Genomic DNA, 22,263 nt, shown 5'->3' with positions numbered 1-22,263 from the left:
GTTTAAAATTGGACTGTAAAACTCTTGAGATTCATGGATTTACCCTTTTTTAAACCATTTTTTTGTTACTTAAAACACTTAATCGACTTATTGTTTTTAAACACCTTATTGTCATTCAACATCTTTTGGTGGTTTCTTAGGGAATTTCATTCTGTTTGGTCTCTTCCTTTTTTCGAAAGGCACTTATTCCTAACAATAGTAGAGGAAGAAATAGCCCATAGGTTGAAGCATGTACCATAAAAATGCCTTTATTGTATTGATTATAATCAAGAATATCAGGATGTAAGGTCACAGACATGACAACCATAATCATCCCTAATGGTAAAGTAAGTGGTCGATAGTCTTTTACATTTAATGTTTGGGCAAGACCTGTAATCGCTGCGTAAAAATAAAATATCAATTTAAAATACATTGAAATAAACCACATGATAGCCATTACTGCTTCAATCCGTTGTATAAAACCCCCTACATTGATTCTTCTGGCTATCGCATAACTTGGATACATGTGTCTCGAAGCAACATCAATACCTAAAACCAAAATGCCTAAAACGATAATGATGGTTAAAAAGAGGCCCCCAATGATTATTCCTGAAAAAAAGGCTTGTTTGGCTTGTTTTGGCTGATTTACAGACACGGGAAAAACCATTAATAATACAACAGAGGGTAGACAAAAAATGCTGACAAAAATGAGGCTTGACCATATAATGGGTTTCATTCTTACTTCGAATACAGGCTGTATGTTCTGAAAATCGATTTGAGGAGCAACAGAAACTACCAAAATGATAAATAGGATAATGAAAAAAGCAAAGAAAATCTCGGCCGAACGAGCCAAGGTTTCAAGTCCAAGGCGAATTCCCATGATCACAACGCACGCAAAAAGAATATTGATCATTAATACGGGTGTATCAGGCATCATTTGTGTCGTCAAAAAAGTCCCAACCTGGAATAAAAGTCCTGCTGCAGAGATAAATGAAAAGAAAACAAACGCAAGAGAAACGGTCTTGCCTAACCATCTTCCGAGAAGTTTTTCATTAATTTCGACTAATGTCATATTCGGATAACGGTTTGCTAAGGTAATGATTAACGCCACTAGTAATAAACCTAGTCCTATACCGAGTAAAGCTGAGATCCAGGCATCTTGTTGTGCCGTTTTTATGATAGCAGCTGGAATAATTAAGATGGTCGTTCCTATAGAAAATAAAATCACCAAAATACAAAATTGACGAGGGCTGATTTTAACGTTTTTTACCACATTCTACACTTCCTTGCAAATATCGACTGAAGAATCACGAGTCGCTACCACTTATTCCTTAAAGACTCCCTTTGAACAAACCAAATTATAGGATTGAGTAATCCCATTCAAACTAGCTGTCACAATCAGGAATAGCGAATTGATGGAAACATTAAAATTCGACATAAAGAGCCCTTGTTTACCAAACGAAACGTAAAATAAAGTCCGACTACCCAGGAATATTGAGTTTCATTACAGCTCTTAACATTTCTTTTTTCTCCTTTTAGGTAATTATCACCATCTATTTAATATTCTAAACAAAAACAGGCAGCAAACTACGCCACCTAAGTAATGTATAAGTTAGTTGTCAAGGCTTTCAATTGGAAACTGGGTGTCCTCCTATAGCTCTAACTATGATTTCATAATCCTCCATCATGCTTTTGGGCGATTTGAGTCATAGTATAGGCGAGTTCATTCCGGTTTTCCCTCTATCGTCACATGGACTTTAATCGTTTTGTTATGTACTCCGATTGCTATAATATAATATTCCTTATCCAACTCTTTGCTTTCTTCCATAAATGCTCGGCTCTGTTCTATCCTTTTCTGAGTGTTAAGGTATTCATAGACTGAAAAAAGTATAAACGCGACAAAAAACCAAAATTAGTAATGATTTCGGTTTATCATGTTTATAAACGGTTTACCTTTACTGATCGGAAGTTGTCAGGCAAGGATTTTCTACTATTGCTGCACTGATTCTTAAAATGTTTTCTATATTTTTAGCTGTACTTCATAGTAACAAAGGGATAATTTTTAAAAACAGAAAACCTTCTTATAAGTACAATCGTCTATAACTAGGGAAGGCGGTGTGAACTGTTTTGGAGGAGTTTGTGTTGAAATGGTCTCAAAAGACTGTAAGAACTTAGCACCGTTCGCAAACAATTGAACCCCAATCTGAATCTCCATTTGTATACTCCTAAATCTATATGCCTTTTTTGTTTATTCTTCAAACACTACAAAGCCCTCCTGTATTTTAAGGTGGGCTTTTTTTAATCCTCTACAATCACATCAATAATCTCATTAAATTGAATATACTCAAAGGAACTATCTTTCTTCTGAATACGTAACTCTTTCGTGACAGGATGTATGTACACACAATACCCGTGCAAATCATAAGGACTTCCCTCGTTATGCAATGAAAAACTTAGCCGTAAATGATATTCCATCGCATAATGAATGTTGTTTTCAAACTCTTCAACCTGGTATTCATCAAGGACAGGTTTTTTATTAAGGAAGCAATCAACCTCACCCATTTTTTTATTTAAAGCTTTATGTTCTGGCATAATCAACGCTGCTTGCCATTTAACGAGCCCTCTATCACGAATTGTACTCATCAGAAAGATCCCTCCTTTACATCCATTATATGCGAACTAACGTTCTTATAAAAGACAGAAAAAAATTCCTTCCCCAAATATTTCGGGCTAGAGAAATGTTGATTTTTGAACAAATAAAAGAGACCACTTTTTTGTGGTCTTCCTTTATGCCCTATGGAACTAAAGCACCCGGTAGTTGAAGAAGGTTTTTAACCTCCCCCTCAATTTTCCAATTTATTCAATCATTAATTTCGGATACTCTATAGGTGATAGCTTTCTGAGTCTACAGCAGAATTGATTTGTAAAACAGCAAACCGCCTATATTTAGTAGAGATAAGCTCTTTAAAAACTAATCTACATAAACTATGAAGAATTAATAAAAAAGAAGGTGAGAAAGTGAGTAAAAATAAGGATAGCTCTTCACGCAAGGATGAAGAGAAAGTGAGTAAAAATAAGGATAGCTCTTCACGCAAGGATGAAGAGAAAGTGAGTAATAATGAGCATAGCTCTTTTCGCAAAGATGAAGAGAAAGTGAGTAATAATGAGCATAGCTCTTTAAGCAAAGATGAAGCAAAAATAGGATCGGCACACCAAGAGTGTATTGACCGTGCTTATCGTATTCCCATATTTTTAAGTACGACAACTCATTTAAATGATAACCAACAACAGTTTCTAAACCGTCTAATTTTTGAGATTGAGAATGCTTTGCTTTTTCCACGTACATTACCTTTAAGCGAAAGTTATCCCGAAGCCATTTTAACCGATATTCGTCGGTTAGTTTCATCAAGCTATGGAATGTTAGCAGTAAACCTCCGTCGTTTTCAAATTAAGACAGTTGGCGTCAATGAGGGACCCCTTCCACCATCCACTCCGTTCTGGGAAGGATCAGTTTATTCACAAGTAGAACCTTCAATGGCTTTTCAATTTGGTCTACCCTTATTATTAGTAAGGGAAGAAGATACTGACGCAAATAATGGAATTTGGGCAGGAGGAATTGCCCCACTCAACCTATTTATAGTTTGGCATTCTGAAACTCAAACTGTAGATCAATTCTTTAACACTCCTGAATGGAGATCAGCCTTTGCAAATTGGAGTGCGCAAGTAAGAAATGCCTTTTATATTCAGACAGAGCCTAAGTTCAAGTACAGTTGTCAATGATAAAACTGGTACTTTTGCATCAAGTCGAAAATATACAAGGTTTTGTTCACCCTTATATATTTTCGACTTATTCTCATAAAAACAAATATTTCCATTTGGTTACCAATTACAAAATTGAACCCAGAAACAAAAAGATTTACTTCATTAAATAAACAGCCTTTAATGAAAGTAATTCACCAGTTGAAAGAAGTGTCAAGGACAATAAATTGTTTCTTTAAAACCTTCACTAAAAGTAAAAATTAAGATAAAGCAGGAATATTCCTGCTCTTTATCCTTCTAGTGTCTCTACTCTCGCTACTAATTCGTTCCACTGTTCCTCCGTCGGGAATCCATCAGCACCCTTGTCGCCTTTTGAGCCTTGCGACCCGGAATACCTTCTCCTCCACCTTTTACATTCCGGACATAACTAACAACTTCCCCAGCTTTTGCCGCATTTATATAATATCCGATGATAGCTGGTGCATTTTCTCCAAGAGCTTCAACGATTTTCCCATCTTCACCAGTCCCTACTGGAACACCTGCCTGAATGTCTGCTCCCGCTTCGACCTTCCATGTTTCTCTATTCTTAATAGTCACATAGACCTCTTCACCTTCTGTGATCGCTCTTGTTGCTAAAAAGTCAGGGACTTCGCCTTCTTGGGCTAAACGAATATTTATTTCATTTTCTTTTTCTTTGACTGCTAATACTACTAATCTGTTGACCTGGATATCTTCAATTACAACAGCTTTAAAGTTTGTCATTATCCCTCCACACCACCTTGCTCTCCAGTTGTTCCTGGATAAGGTTTGCCAAATATCTTTTGGAATAGTGAATCCCGGCTGTCTGTTTCACCTTTTTTGTCAGCTCCGAAAAGAACAGATTTTTCAGATTCGGTTGCTTCTACATAACGCTCCATAAATTCTCCAGTGACTTCTTCATTATCAAATTCTTTGTTTTCTTCTTTGGTTTTACCGGAAATTTTAAAACGCATGAACATTCCTTTTGTAAGTCCCACCCACTCTTTAGAACCGTCCTCAAATGTCTTAGTAAATACCGCTGTCACATAAGGTGGTCCATCCTCACCGCCAATGGACGAAAGTCCGTCCACTGTTTCTAGACCAAATAAAATATTCTTATCCTGAATGGGTACTTTGTGAAATTGAGTGGATACTGTTACATTTCCACCTGAAATAGCAATTTCAGCTGTACCATTATCCCCATACGCCCTCATCGCTTCTTGCGGCATTTCTACCTCAATATTTTGCAGAAATTTAATCCGGGTAATTTCACCAGCCGTAAATGAATGGTCGTCGTCATCTGTTAAAACCGCATAATAAAATTCATTCACACCGGTAGATGCTCTATAGCTTTTTTTCTCTTCTGCCAAATTAATCACTCCTATTTAAAATAATGGCTATGTTAAATTCTAATGTTGATATTTGACCATAAGAAAACCGCCTTGGTGAAAAGGCGGTTCATTGAGCTATCGTCCCCGTAGTTAAATAAATTAGTTGTGTCTGTTTTTATTGAGTGTCTTCGTCGCTTTTGTACTCCAAAAATCACCTGGCTGACAATCCAAAGTCTTACATATCCGTTAATCATTCATTTTTTGACTTTATATCTGGGGCATTTTTTAATGGCTTTTGAAGTGCGTCCACAATGGCTGCGATGATACTTGTTGCTAAAATACCCATTAGACATAATGATGTAGGACCCGCTGCATCATCACTACCTGTAACTTTAGCAAGCACCCTTAAGCTTACTATTCCTAACAAAATGAGGAAAATGACTGTAAAAGCGCATTTCTTTATAATCTTCAAAGATTTAAGGGATAATTCAGAGAAAGCATTGTTCTTTTCGATGTAGGTTAATAGTTTATATGCTTGATACAACGCAACAGAAAACGCAATACAGAATCCGTATGCACATACTAAAAAGGGGATTAGGAAGTAAGCCGTATCTGGATGTACCCTTGCATCTCTAACGGCTATCTCAGGCAACCAGATACACAAAGCAAGCACTGCAATTCCAGCCAGAAAAATAATTACCTTTAAGAAAGTGATTGAACCTCGTTTAACATTCATTTAAAAGACCTCACTTATTTAATGACAACATGATTTTAGCATAATATTTATCGTTTTACAATAAATTTATATTGTTTTTATTTATATTATTATTGTTATTGAAATATCCTTTTAATTTTGACAAAAATAAAAAGCACTTCTCATTACAAAGAAATGCTCTTACTTTAAAATGTTAAATTTACAACTTGCTCAACAAAACTGCCCGTTAGCTTAACAAGAATAAGCAGAGAGCCGAAGTTTGGTATTCGTGTCGGTCACAGTAAATAGGCACGATTTGACCAACATATTTTTCTTATTCGATGAAGTATTCTCATATTCCTTGCTGTCTACATAACGAAGCCAAGCCAAATAATGTTGCAGATACTTCGTTGCAACACCGTTAAAGCGGTCAATCCAGCGTTTCAGTCGGCTATGGTAGCCTGTTCACGTTCTGAATGTGGTAAACGCCCTTTCAAATCGGGTTGAACGTGTTTGACATTATTGCTTGTCTCGGTATTCAGGAGCATCGATGGACAGATAATGCTTATTATTTGGAATATCGTCTGCTTGTGGGACTCGTACCTTGATCGCGATATCAGATAAGGTCCCGTTAGCCTTAGCAATCTCTAAGTCTTTCAACCAAACATTATCAACCTTGGCCCAAGCACGATAGAGAACCCTTTTTTCGGATTCACCAGGTTCAGGTCCTTCATTTGCTGTATACTCATGAAAAATAACGGGTGTACGTAAATCTCCTGTATTAACCCTTGGCGGTTTATATTTAAACGGCTGCATCTGGTTCGCCCTCTTTTAATGCGATCGATAATCCTAAACTATTAATTTGACTAAGGAAATCATCATTGAAGTATTCAAGGGCATCATTATAGGCATAACGAGTACGTTCAAAGACTAGCTCCTTGGCCCTCTCGTCCTTTTCCACATTGAATTGTCCACATTTGTTTAGCAAATCCACAATAGAAAAGGACAACAATCTTTTCGAGGAGCATATGAAAAATGTCTTTGAATAATTTTTTTTAGTTTTTTCGGGCATTTATCGGGCAGTTGATTACTTCATTAGATTTTATGAATAAATGCCGGAAATAGAAAAACCCCTGACACCAAAGGTGCCAAGGGTTTGAAATATTAATACATAGACATATATTGTTCGCGTTCCATGGGTGAACCTGTGTGCGGAACATACTTCTTAGCATAATCAGGCATCATAAAATATCACAAATGCCTGTTTAACAGCTTTTCCAAAAACAGTTTCTGTATTATTAAGAGTAAAGTATCATGAATTGGTGGGCAAGTTGGTGGGCAAAATAAACGCACTTATTTTGAGCAACTTGATATAAAATATATGTAACACTAAATAAACCGAAGAGAGCAAAATGAATGAGCATAAATATAAAAGTTTACTTACATGCAAAGGGGACTAACTTTCTACAAAGTGGAAGCTTCCCTGTCACAACCTCAGACTATAAAAAAGATCCAGATTGGACAGCAGCTGTTGCAGCATACGAGTGGATCCAACAAATAAAAAATAACTTTGCAGCTAGTAAGGATTTCCATATTGTTCAGGTGATTTATAACGATGATATTGATATTACGGAGTTAGTTAAGAATGTTAGACCTATAGTTTAGGAAGATTTGTCTTTTTAATACTCAATAATCAGTTCAAACAGTTAACTCTGTTTGAATTACAATTCTAAACAGAATTTTATAGTTACAACAAGGATTTGAATTGAACTCTAAACAATAAGGGAGATAATAAAATTGGAGTATATGAATATGAATATAGTTAACTTAAAAAACCATAATGAAATTAACGAAGCTTGGGTACAGAATATCATCGCTGAAAATCCAAATTTATTGGGGTTAGGTGACGTTGAATTATTACAACTAGAGCGAAAACAACCAAGGGCTGGAAGATTGGATTTTTTATTCAGGGAATTAAATGGGAACAGAATATATGAAATAGAATTACAACTTGGTAAAACAGATGAAAGTCACATTATTAGAACTATAGAATATTGGGATATAGAAAGAAAAAGATATCCTCAATATGAACATGTTGCAGTCATCATTGCTGAAAACATTACTAGTCGATTTTTAAATGTTATTAGCCTATTCAATGGAAACATTCCAATTATTGCATTGCAGATGAGCGCTATTCAAATAGAAAACAAAATAGGACTTCATTTTGTTAAAGTATTAGATGAAAGTTTAATGAAAGAGATTGATGATGAAATAGAGACTGTTCACCAACCAACTGATAGAGGTTTCTGGGAAGCTACTGCTTCTAAAGAAACGGTTTCTTTAGCTGATTCAATCCTTAATTTGATTAAAAAATGCGATGATGGATATAACCTAAAATATAATAAACATTACATTGGTTTAGAGAAGAGTGGCATTTCAAACAATTTCATCTACTTTAAGCCAAAAAAAAGGCTTATAAACGCTATGTTTAAAATGGAAAGTGACCCTGAATTTGAAGAGCAGATGGAGGCAGCAAGTTTAGATTATGAACATAAGAACTCACTTTATACTTTAAAGTTAAATCAAGTTGACTTAATCGATCGTCAAGAAATAATTGAGTCGTTAGTACAGCGGGCTTATCAGTATTTCATCAAATAAGAAAAATGGAATATATATTTCAAAAATTTCGAAGCCCTTCCGATAAAAAGAGAAGGGCTTTTTCTACATTGAATCAAAAAAAATGTGTATAAACGAAATCTGCGCATTCTTTAATGTTACCCCGTTACTAATTCAGAATTTAAAAAATACCCCGATTGGACAGCTGCTGTTGCAGCATATGAATGGATTCAGCAGATTAAAAGTAGCTACGCTGCTAGTGAAGATTTCCGAATAGATAAAGTGGTATATAACGATGATAATAATATAACGGAGTTAATTAAAAAGGTTTAGCCTGTAATTTAGGATCACTTGCACTTTTGAACTATTTTTAGAGGATATCCTTGATTTTCTTATTCAACAGTTTGTGCTTAGTTGAATAAGAAAATCATACTTACCTGGATAAAGAGGGTTCAGCTTTTTACTTTTAGAAGAGTTTATTCAAACAAGTTATTTATCTCCATAATAATAGCTGTATTCAATCATTGTATCGTCACCAGAAGAACCTGCAATATCTACAGAAACAATACCAATAGAAATACTAATACCAGAAAGAGTTAGATGAGTATGATGATATTTAGCTACAAGATAAGCTGGATCACCAGCTAACTTCTTACTTGCTCTCATCTCTCTTTGCATATTAATATTTTGAAAATCTCCTCCACCTAAACCAACTTTAACACCATGACCATACGCTTGGGGTGAAGTCATGCTTAAAGCCTTGTTACTAGAAATCCACTTAGTTCCACCTTTTCCATCTGCCACTTCTGTCTCTTGGGAATAAGTAGCCTTAAAAGTGTCTGCTACGGCAACTCCGCCTTTATCCCAAGCTACTCCCATACCATCTGTTTTTTGATTTAAAGGCCTGCCGTTCCATGCAGCATTTGTATTAATTAAATATTTATATGCAGTCGTTGTACTTCCTAGGTAAATAACCTGTTGAGCAAATTCTAACTTACCGTTGATTTTCACTTTATCTTTTAAAGCCATAGTGGATATATTACTATCAGTCGGCATGACAGTAGGTTCGATTTTCATGATTGATAAGTTTTTACCAGTTTTATTATTATATGTTTTAAGATCTTTTACTTTTTGCTTTTTGATTTTTTCAAGATTCTTTTTAGTATATTCAATTCTCGTACCGTCAAAAGACGTATAATATTTTTTGACACTTTCTACTTTAATATCAATAGCTTTTCCGCCATTTTTAGCAATGTTCCTTTTTTCAGATTTTGTTAATTTGGAAATAACCTGATTCTCTACACCAATCCTCTCTAATACTTTATCTAACTCTTTATTCGATAAAGTATCAGCCTCTAAAATAGGAGCAACTCTGCCATCCTTTTCGTATTTAATATTAGTACTGTTAGTTTCTTTAGCTAATATGGGTTGTTGAGCTAGAGAAAAAGCTAATAAACCCGTTAATATGAATGTAAATTTTTTCATATTTTTCCACCTCCTTCAAAATCATACTATTATAATATATTTTTTAAAATGGTACATTTTTACCATAATGTCATATTTTTGTATTATTTCATATTTATTTGTCATATTTGATATAGAAAAACAGAATGAGAATTAAAATCCAAAAACTCCAAACCTCAAACACACCAGAGTTTTCCCACATATCGGCTAAAGGAGTATTAAGAGTAAAAAGAGTTAATATAAAAGCTCCAAAAATTATTATTAGTTTTTTTAACAAAAAAATCATACCTTTCTGTATGTAACTTTAATAGTAATAATCATTTTTCTCGATAATAATTTGTTCATTTTACATCTTAATGCATAGAACTGACTACCAAAACTAACTTATCCAAGTATTTCAAAAAAAGCATCTCACTCCTTATAAGTTGATAGAATATCCATATTATACAATGTCATCTCCCAAAAAACTGCACTATAGTCTAACAAGGTACCAAAGTAACAATTTATAATTATTAATACCCGCACCACTTCATTTGTTTCGTATTGATGTATTTCATCATAAATGACGCAGCCATCACGCAAACCGTCCTTAGTAGATGCGTTGGACGTACGATATTTCACAATGCTTTTTGTCGCATTATTTTTGATTTCCACTTTTGTTTTATAGAACATTCCTTCTAAAATTTTATGTTCTTCAATGGTTTCGTACATTTCCATAAAGGAGGTTTTTGCCTGGTCTTCCGAGTTTGCAACAATGGAAACATTGTACTTTGGGATACCATGCAATTCACTTATGAAAAAATTTGTTAATGCAGTGATTAAACCGTTCTTACCACCACCCCGTCCCATCATAATCAGGAATTTACGAAAGAAATTTCTCCCGTTATCTTTGTAAAACAAAAAAACAAACGCTGCTATGAACATTTGAAAAGGTTCTAAGGGGAAATACCATTTCTCGGTAAACCTCTTAAAATTATTTATTTGTTCTTCATCGAAATATAGATCATCTCGGGATAAAACATGTTTCTTCAAATACCCTATCAGCAGGACACGTTCTTTATTAAGCTTTATGTTTCCTGATTCATACAACTTAATATATTCATCAACGTATTTATTAGAAATCATATAAGGTCACTAGCGCTATGCTTGGGCTCCTTTTCATCCTCAAAACCGAATGACTTTTCTATACTCAATAAAGAAGCATTAATCTTATTCCGTTCACCAATTAGGGGATGGGCTTTAGTAAAAGTCTGGGATCCATTTTTCGTTGTAACGGATTCGCCCTCTTTGTTGATTATTTTATTTACTCTTCTAAAAGACTTGACTAAATGTATATACCCTTCTACTTTCTCAACCTGGATCAAATCATCTAAATTTATTTTATTCATTAGTTGTTCTTTGAGTTCCGTGATTTTAACCGCCATGTATCCACCCCCTAACGTGAAAAATTGATGATAAATCTGGAGAATCGAGCCCCCTCCCCGGTTTTCAAAAAAATGACCAAATATTTTAAGGGGGGGTATTACCACATCTCATCATCCCAACGTTTCTTTTTCTGTTCACCGAAGACACGGTCATGCATCTTGTTATGACAGTTCAGGCATAATGTTGTAAGGTTATCTAATACCAATGCCAATTGCGGATAGTGTTCAATCTCGTACTTATGATGGACATTCAGTTCAATGGTCTTGCGTTCTCCTTCAACCTTCTTGGAGTCCACATGAACCTTTCCCTCACGCTTACACTGTTGGCACTCATAGTTGTCTCTATCCAATGCTTGGAGCCTTAGCTTGTTCCAGTCACCAGTCCTATAGAACTTCATCTTCTGTTCCTCTGTCTTGTACTCTGGCATGCTAGCAACAACTCCTATTCATTCACTTGGTCCCCATGTTATTGACTATAGAATACTTAGCTTCTTTATCACGCTTGTATTTGTTGTAGTAAAATTGTTTCATTTAAAAATCTCCTTAAAAAAAGCCACTGATAAGTGACTTTAAATTAATTTGAATTATGAATTATTAAGAGGGCCAATTTCATTGTTAATTTTTATTAATTCACTATCTAAATTGTTGCTTATTTGTTCTATTTCATCTCTTTTATTACCAAATTGATTCCAGTAATAACTTCTACTTTTTTTCAGAACGATTAAAGTATTTGCAATTCTAATTGATTCTTCTTCAAGTTCCCAATTCCTGCCTTTAGACCTATCGAAACTAGCTTTTAATTGATCTTCAATACGGCCTTTAGTTATCTCTAAATCATGAATGTTATTTAATAAATCTTTTCTAAATTGTTTATAAAAATCTTCAAGTTCCATCAACTCTAAAAATAATTGGGTGTTTCTCAAATCACCTAAATCTGTCCAGTTTGTGGGATTTAATTCTCTTATATCTAAACTCGATTCAGGAATATCTTCATTTTGTACTTCAACCATTTTCAAAGCATCAAATTCATATTTAATTTTTTTAAGTTCATATTGAACTTTTAATAAAGTTTTTCTTTCTGCATTTATGGCTTCAATCTCCCTTTCTTTAGCTTGTGATTTGATTTGTCTCCAAGCAATAAAGAAAGCAACAATACCTCCGATTATACCCCCTGAGTAATTAGAGAAATACCCTAACCAATCATTGTAATTTCCTTGAACCCCAGGAATTAACCAAAAACCTGAAAAATGCCAAGTTAAAAGAAAATAATTTATGATGATTGGGACAATGATTATAAAAATAATTATACAAATAGTCCATTTGATATTTAATACCTTTGATAGTTCTTTAAACATGATTACTACTCCCCCTTATTACTTGTTATTTCGACTATAATCGGGGAATTTCCTGCCTACTTCTTCCTTACAGATTCACCAACTCTTTTGTAAGTATCACAATACTTACCCATCATATCTTCCCAATCTCTATGTTTTAATTCTTCTTTTCTCTTAGCCATGATTCAGGTTCACTCTAATGTTGCTGTTCCTTCTATGTTAACTTCTGAATGTCCGATTTAGATAAATAATGGTCAGCAAACTTCATCTTGAACACCTTTCTTATCCAAAATAAAAACACCGCGGGAAACGGTGTAGGATCGTTCTCATCAAGAGACAAAGTGGTTACTTCCGTGTAATCACCTTTATCAAGCTCTTCTTTAGTAGCATCTCTTTTCAATTCATCTTCTGTATTAATTCCTTCAGCAATTTTAGATTCATCAGAAGAGCGATTTTCTTTTTTCATCAGCACACCCCTTTTAAGGTTTTTGTGCCCATGCGTTATCATTCGATTCTCCATCACCTTCTTTCTCCAAAATAAAAAGCACCCTCAAAAGGATGCTCAGAATTAGCTTTCTAATATAATTCGCATTTCAGAACTACTTCTCTTTTTATAAAATTCTTCCAAATCTTTTTGACTTAAGGAATTCTCCTTACTCTCACTCTTAACACCATCAGCGTTGGCAACTATATATATGCATTCTCTACTTTTACTAATCGCATATTCTTTAAGCTTTTCAATATAATAGCTAGATAATCCTTTTTTTCTATAAGAAGCATCATGGACATGTAGTAATTGTAATTTTATACTATTACTATTTTTGCCCCGCATCTCTACAGCTAGACCTCTTTTATAGAAATCCATAGTAAACAGGTCTTTCTCAGTTTTTTTATTATAAAGAGAGAATTTCACATCTTCTTCTCTATCCCTATGTCCACCTTCATATTTTCCATCATCATGAAATTTATAGGCTATGTTTTCTTCATCTTCTTTAAGACATTCAGGTAACCCCCAACCTATAATTACTTCTTTCATGGTTTTATCTTTCTCTAAACTCAATTAAACCCACTCCTTTTTTTGATTATATAACACAATCGAAAAGAGTGATATTCTCCTACATAATATATATTCCCTCTAAACTGAACACCTAAGCGTTCCTGAATCAATTGGTGTAGCAACGATTTAATAGTTAAAGTTAGAAACTTTATTTTATGCTTCATGCAAGTTTTCAAGGAACATAAAAACAAACGCCTATTAGTGGATATATGCTCATGTATTTAACGAAATTCTTAAATACCAGCCTTTATATAGTTTCTATATTTCACCCAACTTTTTTGCCGGATCAATACCATCTATATAATCTTGTACTGTACAATTAAGGTGCCAAGGGTTTTTTAACTCTTCCCTATTTGGTTTTACACACTGATGCGGTACTACCTGATTTAATGCATACCCACATTCATTTTTCAGGTGATTACCTATATACTGTCTACATTCCTTTAATCCCCCCTTCTTTTTATTGTTTACAGTTTGGATTATCAGGTTTTCGTCGACTCCCTTTTTACCTTCATAAACAACATAATTACCCGTTTCTCTACAACCTTCTATAATAAAAAAATGATTCATTTGAAAACCTCCTCTTTTACTCATTTACATCGATTTCAATCAATAATATTAAGATTTCATACTTTTTTCATTTGTTTTGGTGAATAGAAAAAGACCACTCAATTAAAGCAGTCTCTTAAGTCAAAGTTTAGTTTTCAAATCATTCGGAAGCACACCTTCATCTATACCTGCTTTTAACAAAGCAAGTAAATGCTCTTCCTCCAAATCTAAAGGACGTGGAACAAAAAATTCTTTACCTGTGCTGTCTTTTTTATAGTATGCAAACCTTATTTCTTCTGTTTCTTTTTCCTTTACATATATTTTTTCTATAGCATATACAGAATTACCAACTGTTATTTTCCCTTGTTTAAGTAAGTTACAGTAATCAGTGGATTTAATAATATCACTCATAAAATCCCTCTCCTTTCGTCAAATATACACATTCGACGTCTGAAAGAAATTGTCCTGCTAGTAAAAATACAACTTCTAGGCGATATTCAGACAAAAAACCCTTCATAACCGAAGAGAGTTTCCTTCTCCCCGTCCTGCCATCCATTCTACACCCCTTTTAAGTGAGAACTTATGTTTTAGTGGCAATCTATTCAGGATAAAGTTGAATAAACTTCAGAATCGCCGTTTAGAAAAATGTTCGTCAAATTTCATCTGGCTCACCTTCTTTCTCCAAAATAAAATGCACCCTCGAAAGGATGCTTAATGTAAAAAATATAAAGATTTCGTTTTTTTAATTTGAAAAAAATGTAATATTAACAAATATAACCCAAAAAGAAGGGTATTTTAACTATTAGCAGAATGGTACTTATGTATCTAAAAACAAGGAGGGGTTTATATGTATTATCCACTATTAAAAAATGCTAATAACGAAATGAAGGCTGTAAAAAAATTGAAAGAAGAATCACGTTCGCAAATTATCCCTATTATTGAATCAAAAAGAGTAAAAAGAGAAAATATCAATAATTGGGAAGTTCAATTTAACACTTTAGGTAGATATCTAAAAGAACGAGTAAAAGACACTAAGTTCATTTATGACTTTAATTGTGCACTAGAAGAACTTGGGGAAGAAGATAGACTAGTAACTGCCAGCGGTACTAACCTTGTTGATCACTGTATTATTAAGATGAAACAAACCGAGTTAAATTTAATCCCATGCTTCCAACATGATTCTCCTGATTGGTTAATAAATTCTGTTCTTCAATCAGGGTATCCTGAAATAGCAATTAGAGTTAGGTGTCATGATTTCCAGGAATCGTTTAACCCATATGTGTATCAGAAAATTGAGAGTGATTTACAGTTGGCACCGCCAAATACAAACGTAACAGTGATTCTTGATTTCTTTAATCATCCAGCTACTATTAACAGGATTCAAAATACTATAAATACATTCTCTAAAATTAAAAATTCTAACTTAGTTTATTTAGCTACCTCTTGTCCCGAGAACGCTAATGACGCAGAAACTCATTCTATTACATTGGTAGGTCCAAGGGTTGAACTAAATAATTATCTAGAATTAAGATCAACCAATAGAACTTTAAATTTTGGTGATTACACAACAAGATTAAAAGGAGAAGTTCTATCCGGATTCAATATGAATAACTCCTATTTAAAAGTATTTTACTCAACAGAGACAGACTATTGGATCGCCAAATCAAAACTTATTAAAGATGACGGAGAGTTAACGTTTTATGAAGTATGTCAAAATTTAATTGAATACGACTACTATCCAGGTCCTGACTTTTCCTTTGGTGATTCAGAAATTAAGAGATGTGCAGACAGGGAATTTACTATTGCAGAACACCAAGCACCTATCGCCATTGCCGTTAACCATCATATAGAAATTACGGTAGCACAGCTTAGTGAGCTTAATTTAATCTCCAGTTCTCTCTCTTCTTAAGAACCGAATAGACATAAGATCGTATAACATTAAAATCAGCTTCTTCATTCAAGAGTGAAAGGAGCTGATTTTTCCTCATTTTTTTTAGAGATTTAGGTAAACCCAAATGATCAATTAAACCATCTAATTCTTTTTTCCACAATAATTTAATAATGAGAGTTGGGTCTTGATGGGACACTTTTCTTCCTTTTCTGATATCAATCAATCTTGATTGATCCGCGCTTATTATTTTTATTCCCCACCACTCAGGTATCAATTCTTTTATTTCCAAAAGGTATTTTCTAGAAATAACAATTGTCATTCTTTCAAATGCTTTGTTATAATACTCCATTTGTCTAGGAAGTCGAAGTAAATTGTCTAAATCACTTTTTATCTCGTATCCATGCATTATTCCATTAACAACTGCTACATCAATTCTAGATGCTCCAAAATCCAAACCTAATTCATTAATTATTCTAGTTTCAGGGCATTCACCATATGTTTTGTTTAATTCGTCCAATAACAGCATTCTCACTTTAATATCATTTAATAATTCCATTTGTATCACCTAAACATATAATATTAATAAATCCTTTTAATTTCAAGAGCTTACCGAAGTAATGACTCTCTTTTATAGGTATTCTTCAAACGTGTTAATTATCCTACTAAGAGTACAACAATGCGGCAAAAATAATTTTTTAACGACAACCCCAATTTATGCTGCCCTTTTTTTTATTCTCGAAGATATAAATTTACATCCAAATACTTACCGTCTTCTGAATGGTTATATCTGGTTTACACTGCACAAAAAGAAAGGTCACTCGGCCATACTCCGAGCAACCACGAATAATAAACCATTCAGAAAAAAAGGGAATAAAGTGCAACAGCTAAAAACCATCACGCCTTATTTAGAAGTTCTCTTCAAAACTTCCATACTATTAATTTAGCACATTCAAAATAAATAAATGTCCGTTTATCGTTCGCGAATCGTTCAGAAATCGTTCGCGTGGAATTTCGATAGTAAATCATTGCTTTCCTTTTGTTTTTTCCAATGTAAAATGGGCAACCCCCCCCCTTTGAATTCGTTATAATTCAGATTGTGTATAATTCACAGGCACCCACCTTTTCTTACAGTCCCAAGGGACTATCCCGTTTCCTAAAAATGAATTGAACAACCGCCAGGTTGAAGTGAATTTCGCATCTGTAGAAAAGCAGGAATTACAAAACATATAACCATCCACGGTTTACGACATACCCACGCCGTTTTACTTCTTGAATCTGGAGCAAGTTTAAAAGATGTGCAGGAACGTTTAGGACATAAATCCATTCAAACAACAGCTGATGTCTATGCTCACGTGTCAAAAAAACTCGAAGAAAAAAGTGTGGACGGATATTCAAATTACATGGATTATGCCCAGTTGAATATGAAATAGTTTGAAATGTGGTCAAAATGTGGTCAGCCAGCTAGTTCCCGTTCATTTTATAAAAACAAAAAAAGCCTTGGCAACTGAGAAACTCAGTAATACCAAGGCTTTAAAGCTATTAATACATTGACATATATTGTTCGCGTTCCCATGGGTGAACTTGTGTGCGGAACATATCCCACTCGATTTCTTTAGCTTCGACGAAGTGTTCAAGTAAATGTTCACCTAATGCTTCTTTGATGACTTCATCGGATTTTAATGTTTCCAATGCAGCATATAAAGTAGCTGGTAGATCAACGATACCTACTTCTTCACGCTCTTCTTTATTCATTACATAGATATTGCGGTCAACTGGAGCTGGAGGAGTCAAGTCGTTCTTGATACCGTCAAGACCAGCTTTTAGCAGAACTGCAAGTGCCAAGTATGGGTTTGCTGCTGGATCGACACTACGTACCTCTACGCGAGTACTTACTCCGCGTGAAGCTGGGATACGGATTAGTGGGCTACGGTTTTTAGCGGACCATGCAACATAACAAGGAGCTTCGTAACCAGGAACTAGACGTTTGTATGAGTTAACAGTTGGGTTTGTTACCGCAGTGAAGCTTGGAGCATGCTTAATGATACCTGCGATAAATTGCTCAGCTGTTTTACTTAATTCCAATTTACCTTCTTTATCATAAAATGCGTTTTCGTTGCCTTTGAATAGAGAAACGTTACAGTGCATACCAGATCCGTTAACACCGAACAATGGTTTTGGCATGAATGTTGCGTGTAAACCATGTTTACGGGCAATCGTTTTAACAACCAATTTAAATGTTTGGATGTTATCACAAGCTGAAATTGCATCTGCATATTTAAAGTCAATTTCATGTTGTCCTGGAGCTACTTCATGGTGGGATGCTTCGATTTCAAATCCCATTTCTTCAAGCTCAAGAACGATATCACGACGGCAGTTTTCTCCTAGGTCAGTAGGTGCAAGGTCAAAGTATCCGCCTTTATCGTTCAATTCTAGAGTCGGCTCGCCTGCTGCATCCAGTTTGAATAGGAAGAATTCAGGTTCAGGTCCAAGATTGAAATCTGTGAAGCCCATTTCTCTTGCTTCTGCAAGTACACGTTTTAGGTTTGCACGTGGATCTCCATCAAAAGGTGTTCCATCCGTATTGTAAATATCACAGATTAAACGTGCAACTTTACCTTTTTCGGAAGTCCAAGGGAAGATAACCCATGTATTTAAATCAGGATATAGGTACATATCAGACTCTTCGATACGTACGAATCCTTCAATGGAAGATCCGTCAAACATCATTTTATTATCAAGTGCTTTTTCTAATTGACTGACTGGGATTTCAACGTTTTTAATTGTCCCTAAAATGTCAGTAAATTGTAAACGAATGTACTTAACATTTTCTTCTTTCGCTAAACGAGTGATGTCTTCACGTGTGAACTTTGCCAATTTCTATTCCCCCTAATAATCATTCATAAATCATATTTTTATTGGAAAAAACGGGACATATCTCCTTGTCGAAGAGAAGTTCGATGCTTGCTTCCTTGTAAAAGCTCGGCACGCAGAAGCTTGCGAAGCTCCTCGTCACTAAGGTCCTGTCTTATCTTTTCCGCTTGTTCTAATTCTTGAGTTTTAGGTAAATTCTGTTCCTTTACAGTGAAAATCTTTTTGATGCCGGCAAGATTGACTCCTTGTTCGATTAAGTCTTTAATCTCAAGCAGTCGATCGATATCGTTTAATGAAAAAACCCGACGATTTCCATCTGTTCTCATAGGAGTAATAAGTTGATGCTCTTCGTAATACCGAATTTGGCGTGCAGACAACTCAGTTAGCTGCATGACGATTCCGATGGAAAAAAGAGGCATCGAACGCCGAATGTTGTTGCCGCTCATTCTTAGCATCCTCCTTTTGTTTATCTAAAATTATCTTATATCATGTTATTAAACTTGTCAATATCATGTTACATTTTATGACGTGTTTTTTTCAGAAAATTAAATGATTTATTACTACTCAAATATTATGACTATTGGTTTTACAGGAATCCAATTGTATTTGGATTCCCATAACATACCTAACTTAGTTTCATTTACAATTGAATCAGCTTTTTGTCCATTAGCGCATTCACAGCAGTCAATACAGCTACTTTAACATGGGCGTATGTCAATCCGCCTTGAACGTAGGCAACATATGGAGCCCTTGTCGGACCATCTGCCGTAAGTTCAATGCTGGCCCCCTGTATAAAGGTGCCCGCAGCCATGATTACATCGTCTTCATATCCTGGCATATAGGCAGGATATGGTGTCACATGTGAATTGATTGGTGATGCATATTGGATGGCCTGACAGAAGGCGACCATCTTATCCCGGTCATTAAATTGGACGGATTGAATCAAGTCAGTTCGCTTCGCATCCCATTTAGGAGATGTATTCATACCGAGTTTTTCTAAAAAGGCAGCTGTGAATATGGCTCCTTTAACAGCTTGGCCCACGACATGTGGAGCAAGGAAGAACCCTTGGTACATTTCCTGCAGACTATAAAGCGACGCACCTGCTTCAGCCCCTATTCCTGGTGATGTTAACCGATAGGAACAAGCTTCAACCAAGTCCTTTTTACCAACAATGTATCCTCCGGTCTTCACAATCCCGCCACCGGGGTTTTTAATGAGTGAACCTGCCATTAAATCCGCTCCGACGTGACATGGTTCTTGTGTCTCAACAAACTCTCCATAACAGTTGTCCACGAACACGACGATTTCAGGGTTAATGTCTTTTACAAAAGAAATCATTTCCCTTATTTCATCAATCGTAAAGGAAGGACGTGTAGCATACCCTTTTGACCGTTGTATACCGATCATCTTCGTATTTGGTTGGATGGCTTGTTTGACAGCTTCGAAATCAACGGTTCCAGTTTCCTCTAACGGAACGGCCTTATAGCTGATCTGAAAATCACGCAAAGATCCGATACCCGAACCCCGGATGCCCACAATTTCTTCCAAAGTGTCATACGGCTTTCCAGTTATGTATAACAATTCATCCCCTGGGCGCAATATGCCGAAAAGAGCGGTGGAGATGGCGTGTGTGCCTGAAATAATTTGGGGGCGCACCAATCCAGCTTCCGCTCCAAATACATCTGCATATATCAATTCCAGCGTATCGCGGCCAATATCGTCGTATCCATACCCTGTAGTCGGGATGAAATGGGAATCACTCACTCTATGTGCTTGATAACTTTGTAATACGCGGAATTGATTTTCTTCAATTCGTTCGTCCACTTGCTTATGTAACGGAGAAATCATTGCTTCCACTTCCTGGGCAATGCTTTTCAACACTTCTCCATTAGTTAACTGATGATACATCAAAATTCCCCTTTATAATGAATATTTCTCCAGCTGCCCGGTTATTGGATGATCAGCTAGACAAAAACCTTTGCATTCATACCTTTCCGATTCTTCATTAAAGGAGAGCGTGCGCAATATGGTTTCATTTTTCAGCTGTGATAATAATTTACCCTCACTCGACGGCAGGAAAACATGATACGGGACCATTTCTTCAATCACGTACTTTTCAATTTCTTCCATGATTTGATTCAGGTCCGATTGTTCATAGGCACTGATCATTAATGAAGCACGACTTGCTGACCTGACAAAATCAGTGTGAATCTTATCTTTCTTATTATACAACGTTAGCTGTGGAATGGAAGGGACATCTAAGTCATTTAGCAAATCCTGCACCGTTTTCTGATGATTAAAGTAATCTGTACTTGAGGAATCGACCACATGAAGCAACAGATCCGCTTCTTTCACTTCTTCCAGGGTAGAACGGAATGCGGCAATTAAAGATGTCGGCAAATCTTGTATGAATCCAACCGTATCCGTCAGCAGCACGGTAAATCCGCTAGGAAGAATCGCCTTTCGTGTCATGGGATCCAATGTAGCGAACAATTGGTTCTCCTCGTATGAATCCGCCTCTGTCAAACGGTTGAACAGCGTTGATTTACCTGCATTCGTATATCCCACAAGTGCTATTTGAAATGTCTTATTACGTTTCCTTCTATCACGATAGCGTTCACGATGCTTCACTATCCCACTTAATTGTTGCTTGATTTCATCTATTTTCCCACGGATGTGGCGTCGGTCGCTTTCCAGCTTCGTCTCCCCTGGTCCCCTGGTGCCGATTCCGCCTCCTAGCCTGGACATCGCCGTCCCCTGTCCGACCAAACGCGGCAATAAATATTGGAGCTGGGCAAGTTCAACTTGCAACTTCCCTTCTCTGGATCTCGCCCGCTGAGCAAAGATATCCAATATTAGCTGTGTCCGGTCAATGACCCTTGCCTCCAATTGTTTCGAAAGGTTCCGAATCTGGCTCGGGGATAGTTCATCATTAAAGATAAATAAATCCGGCTCCAGCTCCTCTTCCAGATTCCGAAGTTCCTCCACTTTTCCTTTTCCTATATATGTAGCCGGATCGACACTTTCCCTTTTCTGGGAGATGGTCATTAAAACCTCACCATTCGCCGTCTTCGCCAAAGAAGCCAGTTCATAGAGTGAATATTCGAAACGTTCATTAGCCTCAGTTGTTTGACACCCAATCAACACGGCCGTTTCCTTTTTTGCTTCTTCCAAATCACATGCACCACCTTCTGGTAGATTTCAGTTAATCATAACAAAAAAATTGAATATATAAAAATTTCCTCAAAACGAAGCTTTTAACCGTTTTAAAAATT

The 22,263-nt window shown here is 35.7% G+C and carries 23 protein-coding genes and 4 pseudogenes; 5 read left to right on the top strand and 22 right to left on the bottom strand.

From position 1 onward, the window contains the following. Nucleotides 1-136 precede the first annotated feature (136 nt). A complete protein-coding gene (locus AC3ISB_RS08945) occupies nt 137-1,252 on the bottom strand; it encodes a GerAB/ArcD/ProY family transporter (RefSeq protein WP_141995106.1) in 1,116 nt (371 codons plus the stop codon). Nucleotides 1,253-2,277: 1,025 nt separating this feature from the next. Further along, nucleotides 2,278-2,622 (bottom strand): YolD-like family protein, encoded by a 345-nt coding sequence (locus tag AC3ISB_RS08940; RefSeq protein ID WP_480340444.1) that lies wholly within the window; start codon nt 2,620-2,622, stop codon nt 2,278-2,280. A gap of 510 nt (nt 2,623-3,132) precedes the next feature. On the opposite strand from AC3ISB_RS08940, the gene AC3ISB_RS08935 reads away from it, so the two are divergent. Then, complete coding sequence (locus AC3ISB_RS08935; protein WP_141995113.1) at nt 3,133-3,759, top strand: hypothetical protein; 627 nt, start codon at nt 3,133-3,135, stop codon at nt 3,757-3,759. A gap of 297 nt (nt 3,760-4,056) precedes the next feature. Here the strand turns inward: AC3ISB_RS08935 and AC3ISB_RS08930 are convergent, their stop codons facing one another. From AC3ISB_RS08930 to AC3ISB_RS08905, 6 genes and pseudogenes are all read right to left on the bottom strand, one after another. Further along, nucleotides 4,057-4,500, bottom strand: a complete 444-nt coding sequence (locus AC3ISB_RS08930; protein WP_489276088.1) for a head fiber protein — start codon at nt 4,498-4,500, stop codon at nt 4,057-4,059. Then, on the bottom strand, nt 4,500-5,126 hold the full coding sequence (locus AC3ISB_RS08925; RefSeq protein WP_489276086.1) for a major tail protein: 627 nt from the start codon (nt 5,124-5,126) through the stop codon (nt 4,500-4,502). The genes AC3ISB_RS08930 and AC3ISB_RS08925 overlap by 1 nt, the downstream gene beginning before the upstream one ends. Before the next feature lie 211 nt (nt 5,127-5,337). Beyond that, nucleotides 5,338-5,823 carry a DUF2975 domain-containing protein gene (locus AC3ISB_RS08920; protein WP_489276084.1) on the bottom strand — a complete coding sequence of 162 codons (486 nt, stop codon included), beginning with the start codon at nt 5,821-5,823 and terminating at the stop codon, nt 5,338-5,340. A 210-nt stretch (nt 5,824-6,033) separates the two neighbouring features. Then, nucleotides 6,034-6,274: pseudogene (locus AC3ISB_RS08915) on the bottom strand (IS1595 family transposase); the annotation flags it as partial. 26 nt (nt 6,275-6,300) lie between these two features. Continuing rightward, nucleotides 6,301-6,597 (bottom strand): phage head-tail adapter protein, encoded by a 297-nt coding sequence (locus tag AC3ISB_RS08910; RefSeq protein WP_489276082.1) that lies wholly within the window; start codon nt 6,595-6,597, stop codon nt 6,301-6,303. After that, nucleotides 6,584-6,799: pseudogene (locus tag AC3ISB_RS08905) on the bottom strand (phage gp6-like head-tail connector protein); the annotation flags it as partial. The gene AC3ISB_RS08910 and the pseudogene AC3ISB_RS08905, both read right to left, overlap by 14 nt. 398 nt (nt 6,800-7,197) lie before the next feature. On the opposite strand from AC3ISB_RS08905, the gene AC3ISB_RS08900 reads away from it, so the two are divergent. Then, nucleotides 7,198-7,446: a hypothetical protein gene (locus AC3ISB_RS08900; protein ID WP_489276080.1), complete on the top strand. Its 249-nt coding sequence runs from the start codon at nt 7,198-7,200 to the stop codon at nt 7,444-7,446. A gap of 147 nt (nt 7,447-7,593) precedes the next feature. Beyond that, the gene (locus AC3ISB_RS08895) at nt 7,594-8,439 is read left to right on the top strand and encodes a hypothetical protein (protein WP_489276078.1); all 846 of its coding nucleotides are present in this window, start codon (nt 7,594-7,596) and stop codon (nt 8,437-8,439) included. Between the two features lie 447 nt (nt 8,440-8,886). Here AC3ISB_RS08895 and AC3ISB_RS08890 read toward each other — a convergent pair whose 3' ends face one another. The 9 genes and pseudogenes from AC3ISB_RS08890 to AC3ISB_RS08850 form a co-directional block, all read right to left on the bottom strand. After that, nucleotides 8,887-9,882: a hypothetical protein gene (locus tag AC3ISB_RS08890; protein WP_489276076.1), complete on the bottom strand. Its 996-nt coding sequence runs from the start codon at nt 9,880-9,882 to the stop codon at nt 8,887-8,889. Nucleotides 9,883-10,377: 495 nt separating this feature from the next. After that, nucleotides 10,378-10,986: pseudogene (locus AC3ISB_RS08885) on the bottom strand (terminase large subunit domain-containing protein); the annotation flags it as partial. Next, nucleotides 10,983-11,285 carry a P27 family phage terminase small subunit gene (locus tag AC3ISB_RS08880; RefSeq protein WP_489276074.1) on the bottom strand — a complete coding sequence of 101 codons (303 nt, stop codon included), beginning with the start codon at nt 11,283-11,285 and terminating at the stop codon, nt 10,983-10,985. The pseudogene AC3ISB_RS08885 and the gene AC3ISB_RS08880, both read right to left, overlap by 4 nt. 98 nt (nt 11,286-11,383) lie before the next feature. Next, on the bottom strand, nt 11,384-11,713 hold the full coding sequence (locus tag AC3ISB_RS08875; protein WP_489276072.1) for an HNH endonuclease: 330 nt from the start codon (nt 11,711-11,713) through the stop codon (nt 11,384-11,386). Nucleotides 11,714-11,869: 156 nt separating this feature from the next. Further along, complete coding sequence (locus AC3ISB_RS08870) at nt 11,870-12,640, bottom strand: hypothetical protein (protein ID WP_489276070.1); 771 nt, start codon at nt 12,638-12,640, stop codon at nt 11,870-11,872. Nucleotides 12,641-12,833: 193 nt separating this feature from the next. Continuing rightward, nucleotides 12,834-13,085, bottom strand: coding sequence for a hypothetical protein (locus AC3ISB_RS08865; protein ID WP_489276068.1), 252 nt, complete (start codon nt 13,083-13,085; stop codon nt 12,834-12,836). Between the two features lie 102 nt (nt 13,086-13,187). Further along, entirely contained in the window at nt 13,188-13,679 is a 492-nt protein-coding gene (locus AC3ISB_RS08860; RefSeq protein WP_489276066.1) for a hypothetical protein, read from the bottom strand. A gap of 255 nt (nt 13,680-13,934) precedes the next feature. Beyond that, nucleotides 13,935-14,246: a hypothetical protein gene (locus AC3ISB_RS08855; protein ID WP_489276064.1), complete on the bottom strand. Its 312-nt coding sequence runs from the start codon at nt 14,244-14,246 to the stop codon at nt 13,935-13,937. A gap of 120 nt (nt 14,247-14,366) precedes the next feature. Continuing rightward, the gene (locus AC3ISB_RS08850) at nt 14,367-14,636 is read right to left on the bottom strand and encodes a hypothetical protein (RefSeq protein WP_489276063.1); all 270 of its coding nucleotides are present in this window, start codon (nt 14,634-14,636) and stop codon (nt 14,367-14,369) included. Between the two features lie 436 nt (nt 14,637-15,072). On the opposite strand from AC3ISB_RS08850, the gene AC3ISB_RS08845 reads away from it, so the two are divergent. After that, a complete protein-coding gene (locus AC3ISB_RS08845) occupies nt 15,073-16,134 on the top strand; it encodes a beta family protein (RefSeq protein ID WP_489276061.1) in 1,062 nt (353 codons plus the stop codon). Here the strand turns inward: AC3ISB_RS08845 and AC3ISB_RS08840 are convergent. Continuing rightward, on the bottom strand, nt 16,103-16,672 hold the full coding sequence (locus tag AC3ISB_RS08840; RefSeq protein WP_489276059.1) for a sce7726 family protein: 570 nt from the start codon (nt 16,670-16,672) through the stop codon (nt 16,103-16,105). The genes AC3ISB_RS08845 and AC3ISB_RS08840 overlap by 32 nt on opposite strands. Before the next feature lie 637 nt (nt 16,673-17,309). On the opposite strand from AC3ISB_RS08840, the pseudogene AC3ISB_RS08835 reads away from it, so the two are divergent. Next, nucleotides 17,310-17,546: pseudogene (locus tag AC3ISB_RS08835) on the top strand (tyrosine-type recombinase/integrase); the annotation flags it as partial. Nucleotides 17,547-17,655: 109 nt separating this feature from the next. On the opposite strand, the gene glnA reads toward AC3ISB_RS08835, so the two are convergent. The 4 genes from glnA to hflX form a co-directional block, all read right to left on the bottom strand. Continuing rightward, entirely contained in the window at nt 17,656-18,990 is a 1,335-nt protein-coding gene (gene glnA, locus AC3ISB_RS08830) for a type I glutamate--ammonia ligase (protein ID WP_034313424.1), read from the bottom strand. A gap of 38 nt (nt 18,991-19,028) precedes the next feature. Further along, entirely contained in the window at nt 19,029-19,433 is a 405-nt protein-coding gene (locus AC3ISB_RS08825) for a MerR family transcriptional regulator (protein WP_076368569.1), read from the bottom strand. 194 nt (nt 19,434-19,627) lie between these two features. Then, a complete protein-coding gene (locus tag AC3ISB_RS08820; RefSeq protein WP_098372708.1) occupies nt 19,628-20,896 on the bottom strand; it encodes a methionine gamma-lyase family protein in 1,269 nt (422 codons plus the stop codon). Between the two features lie 12 nt (nt 20,897-20,908). Further along, the gene (gene hflX, locus AC3ISB_RS08815) at nt 20,909-22,162 is read right to left on the bottom strand and encodes a GTPase HflX (RefSeq protein WP_489276056.1); all 1,254 of its coding nucleotides are present in this window, start codon (nt 22,160-22,162) and stop codon (nt 20,909-20,911) included. Nucleotides 22,163-22,263: the final 101 nt, after the last annotated feature.

The sequence above is a fragment of the Peribacillus sp. GL_122 genome, from assembly GCF_057835005.1.
Note: the sequence above shows the minus strand (reverse complement) of the source record. Positions and strands in the feature narration are given on the sequence as shown.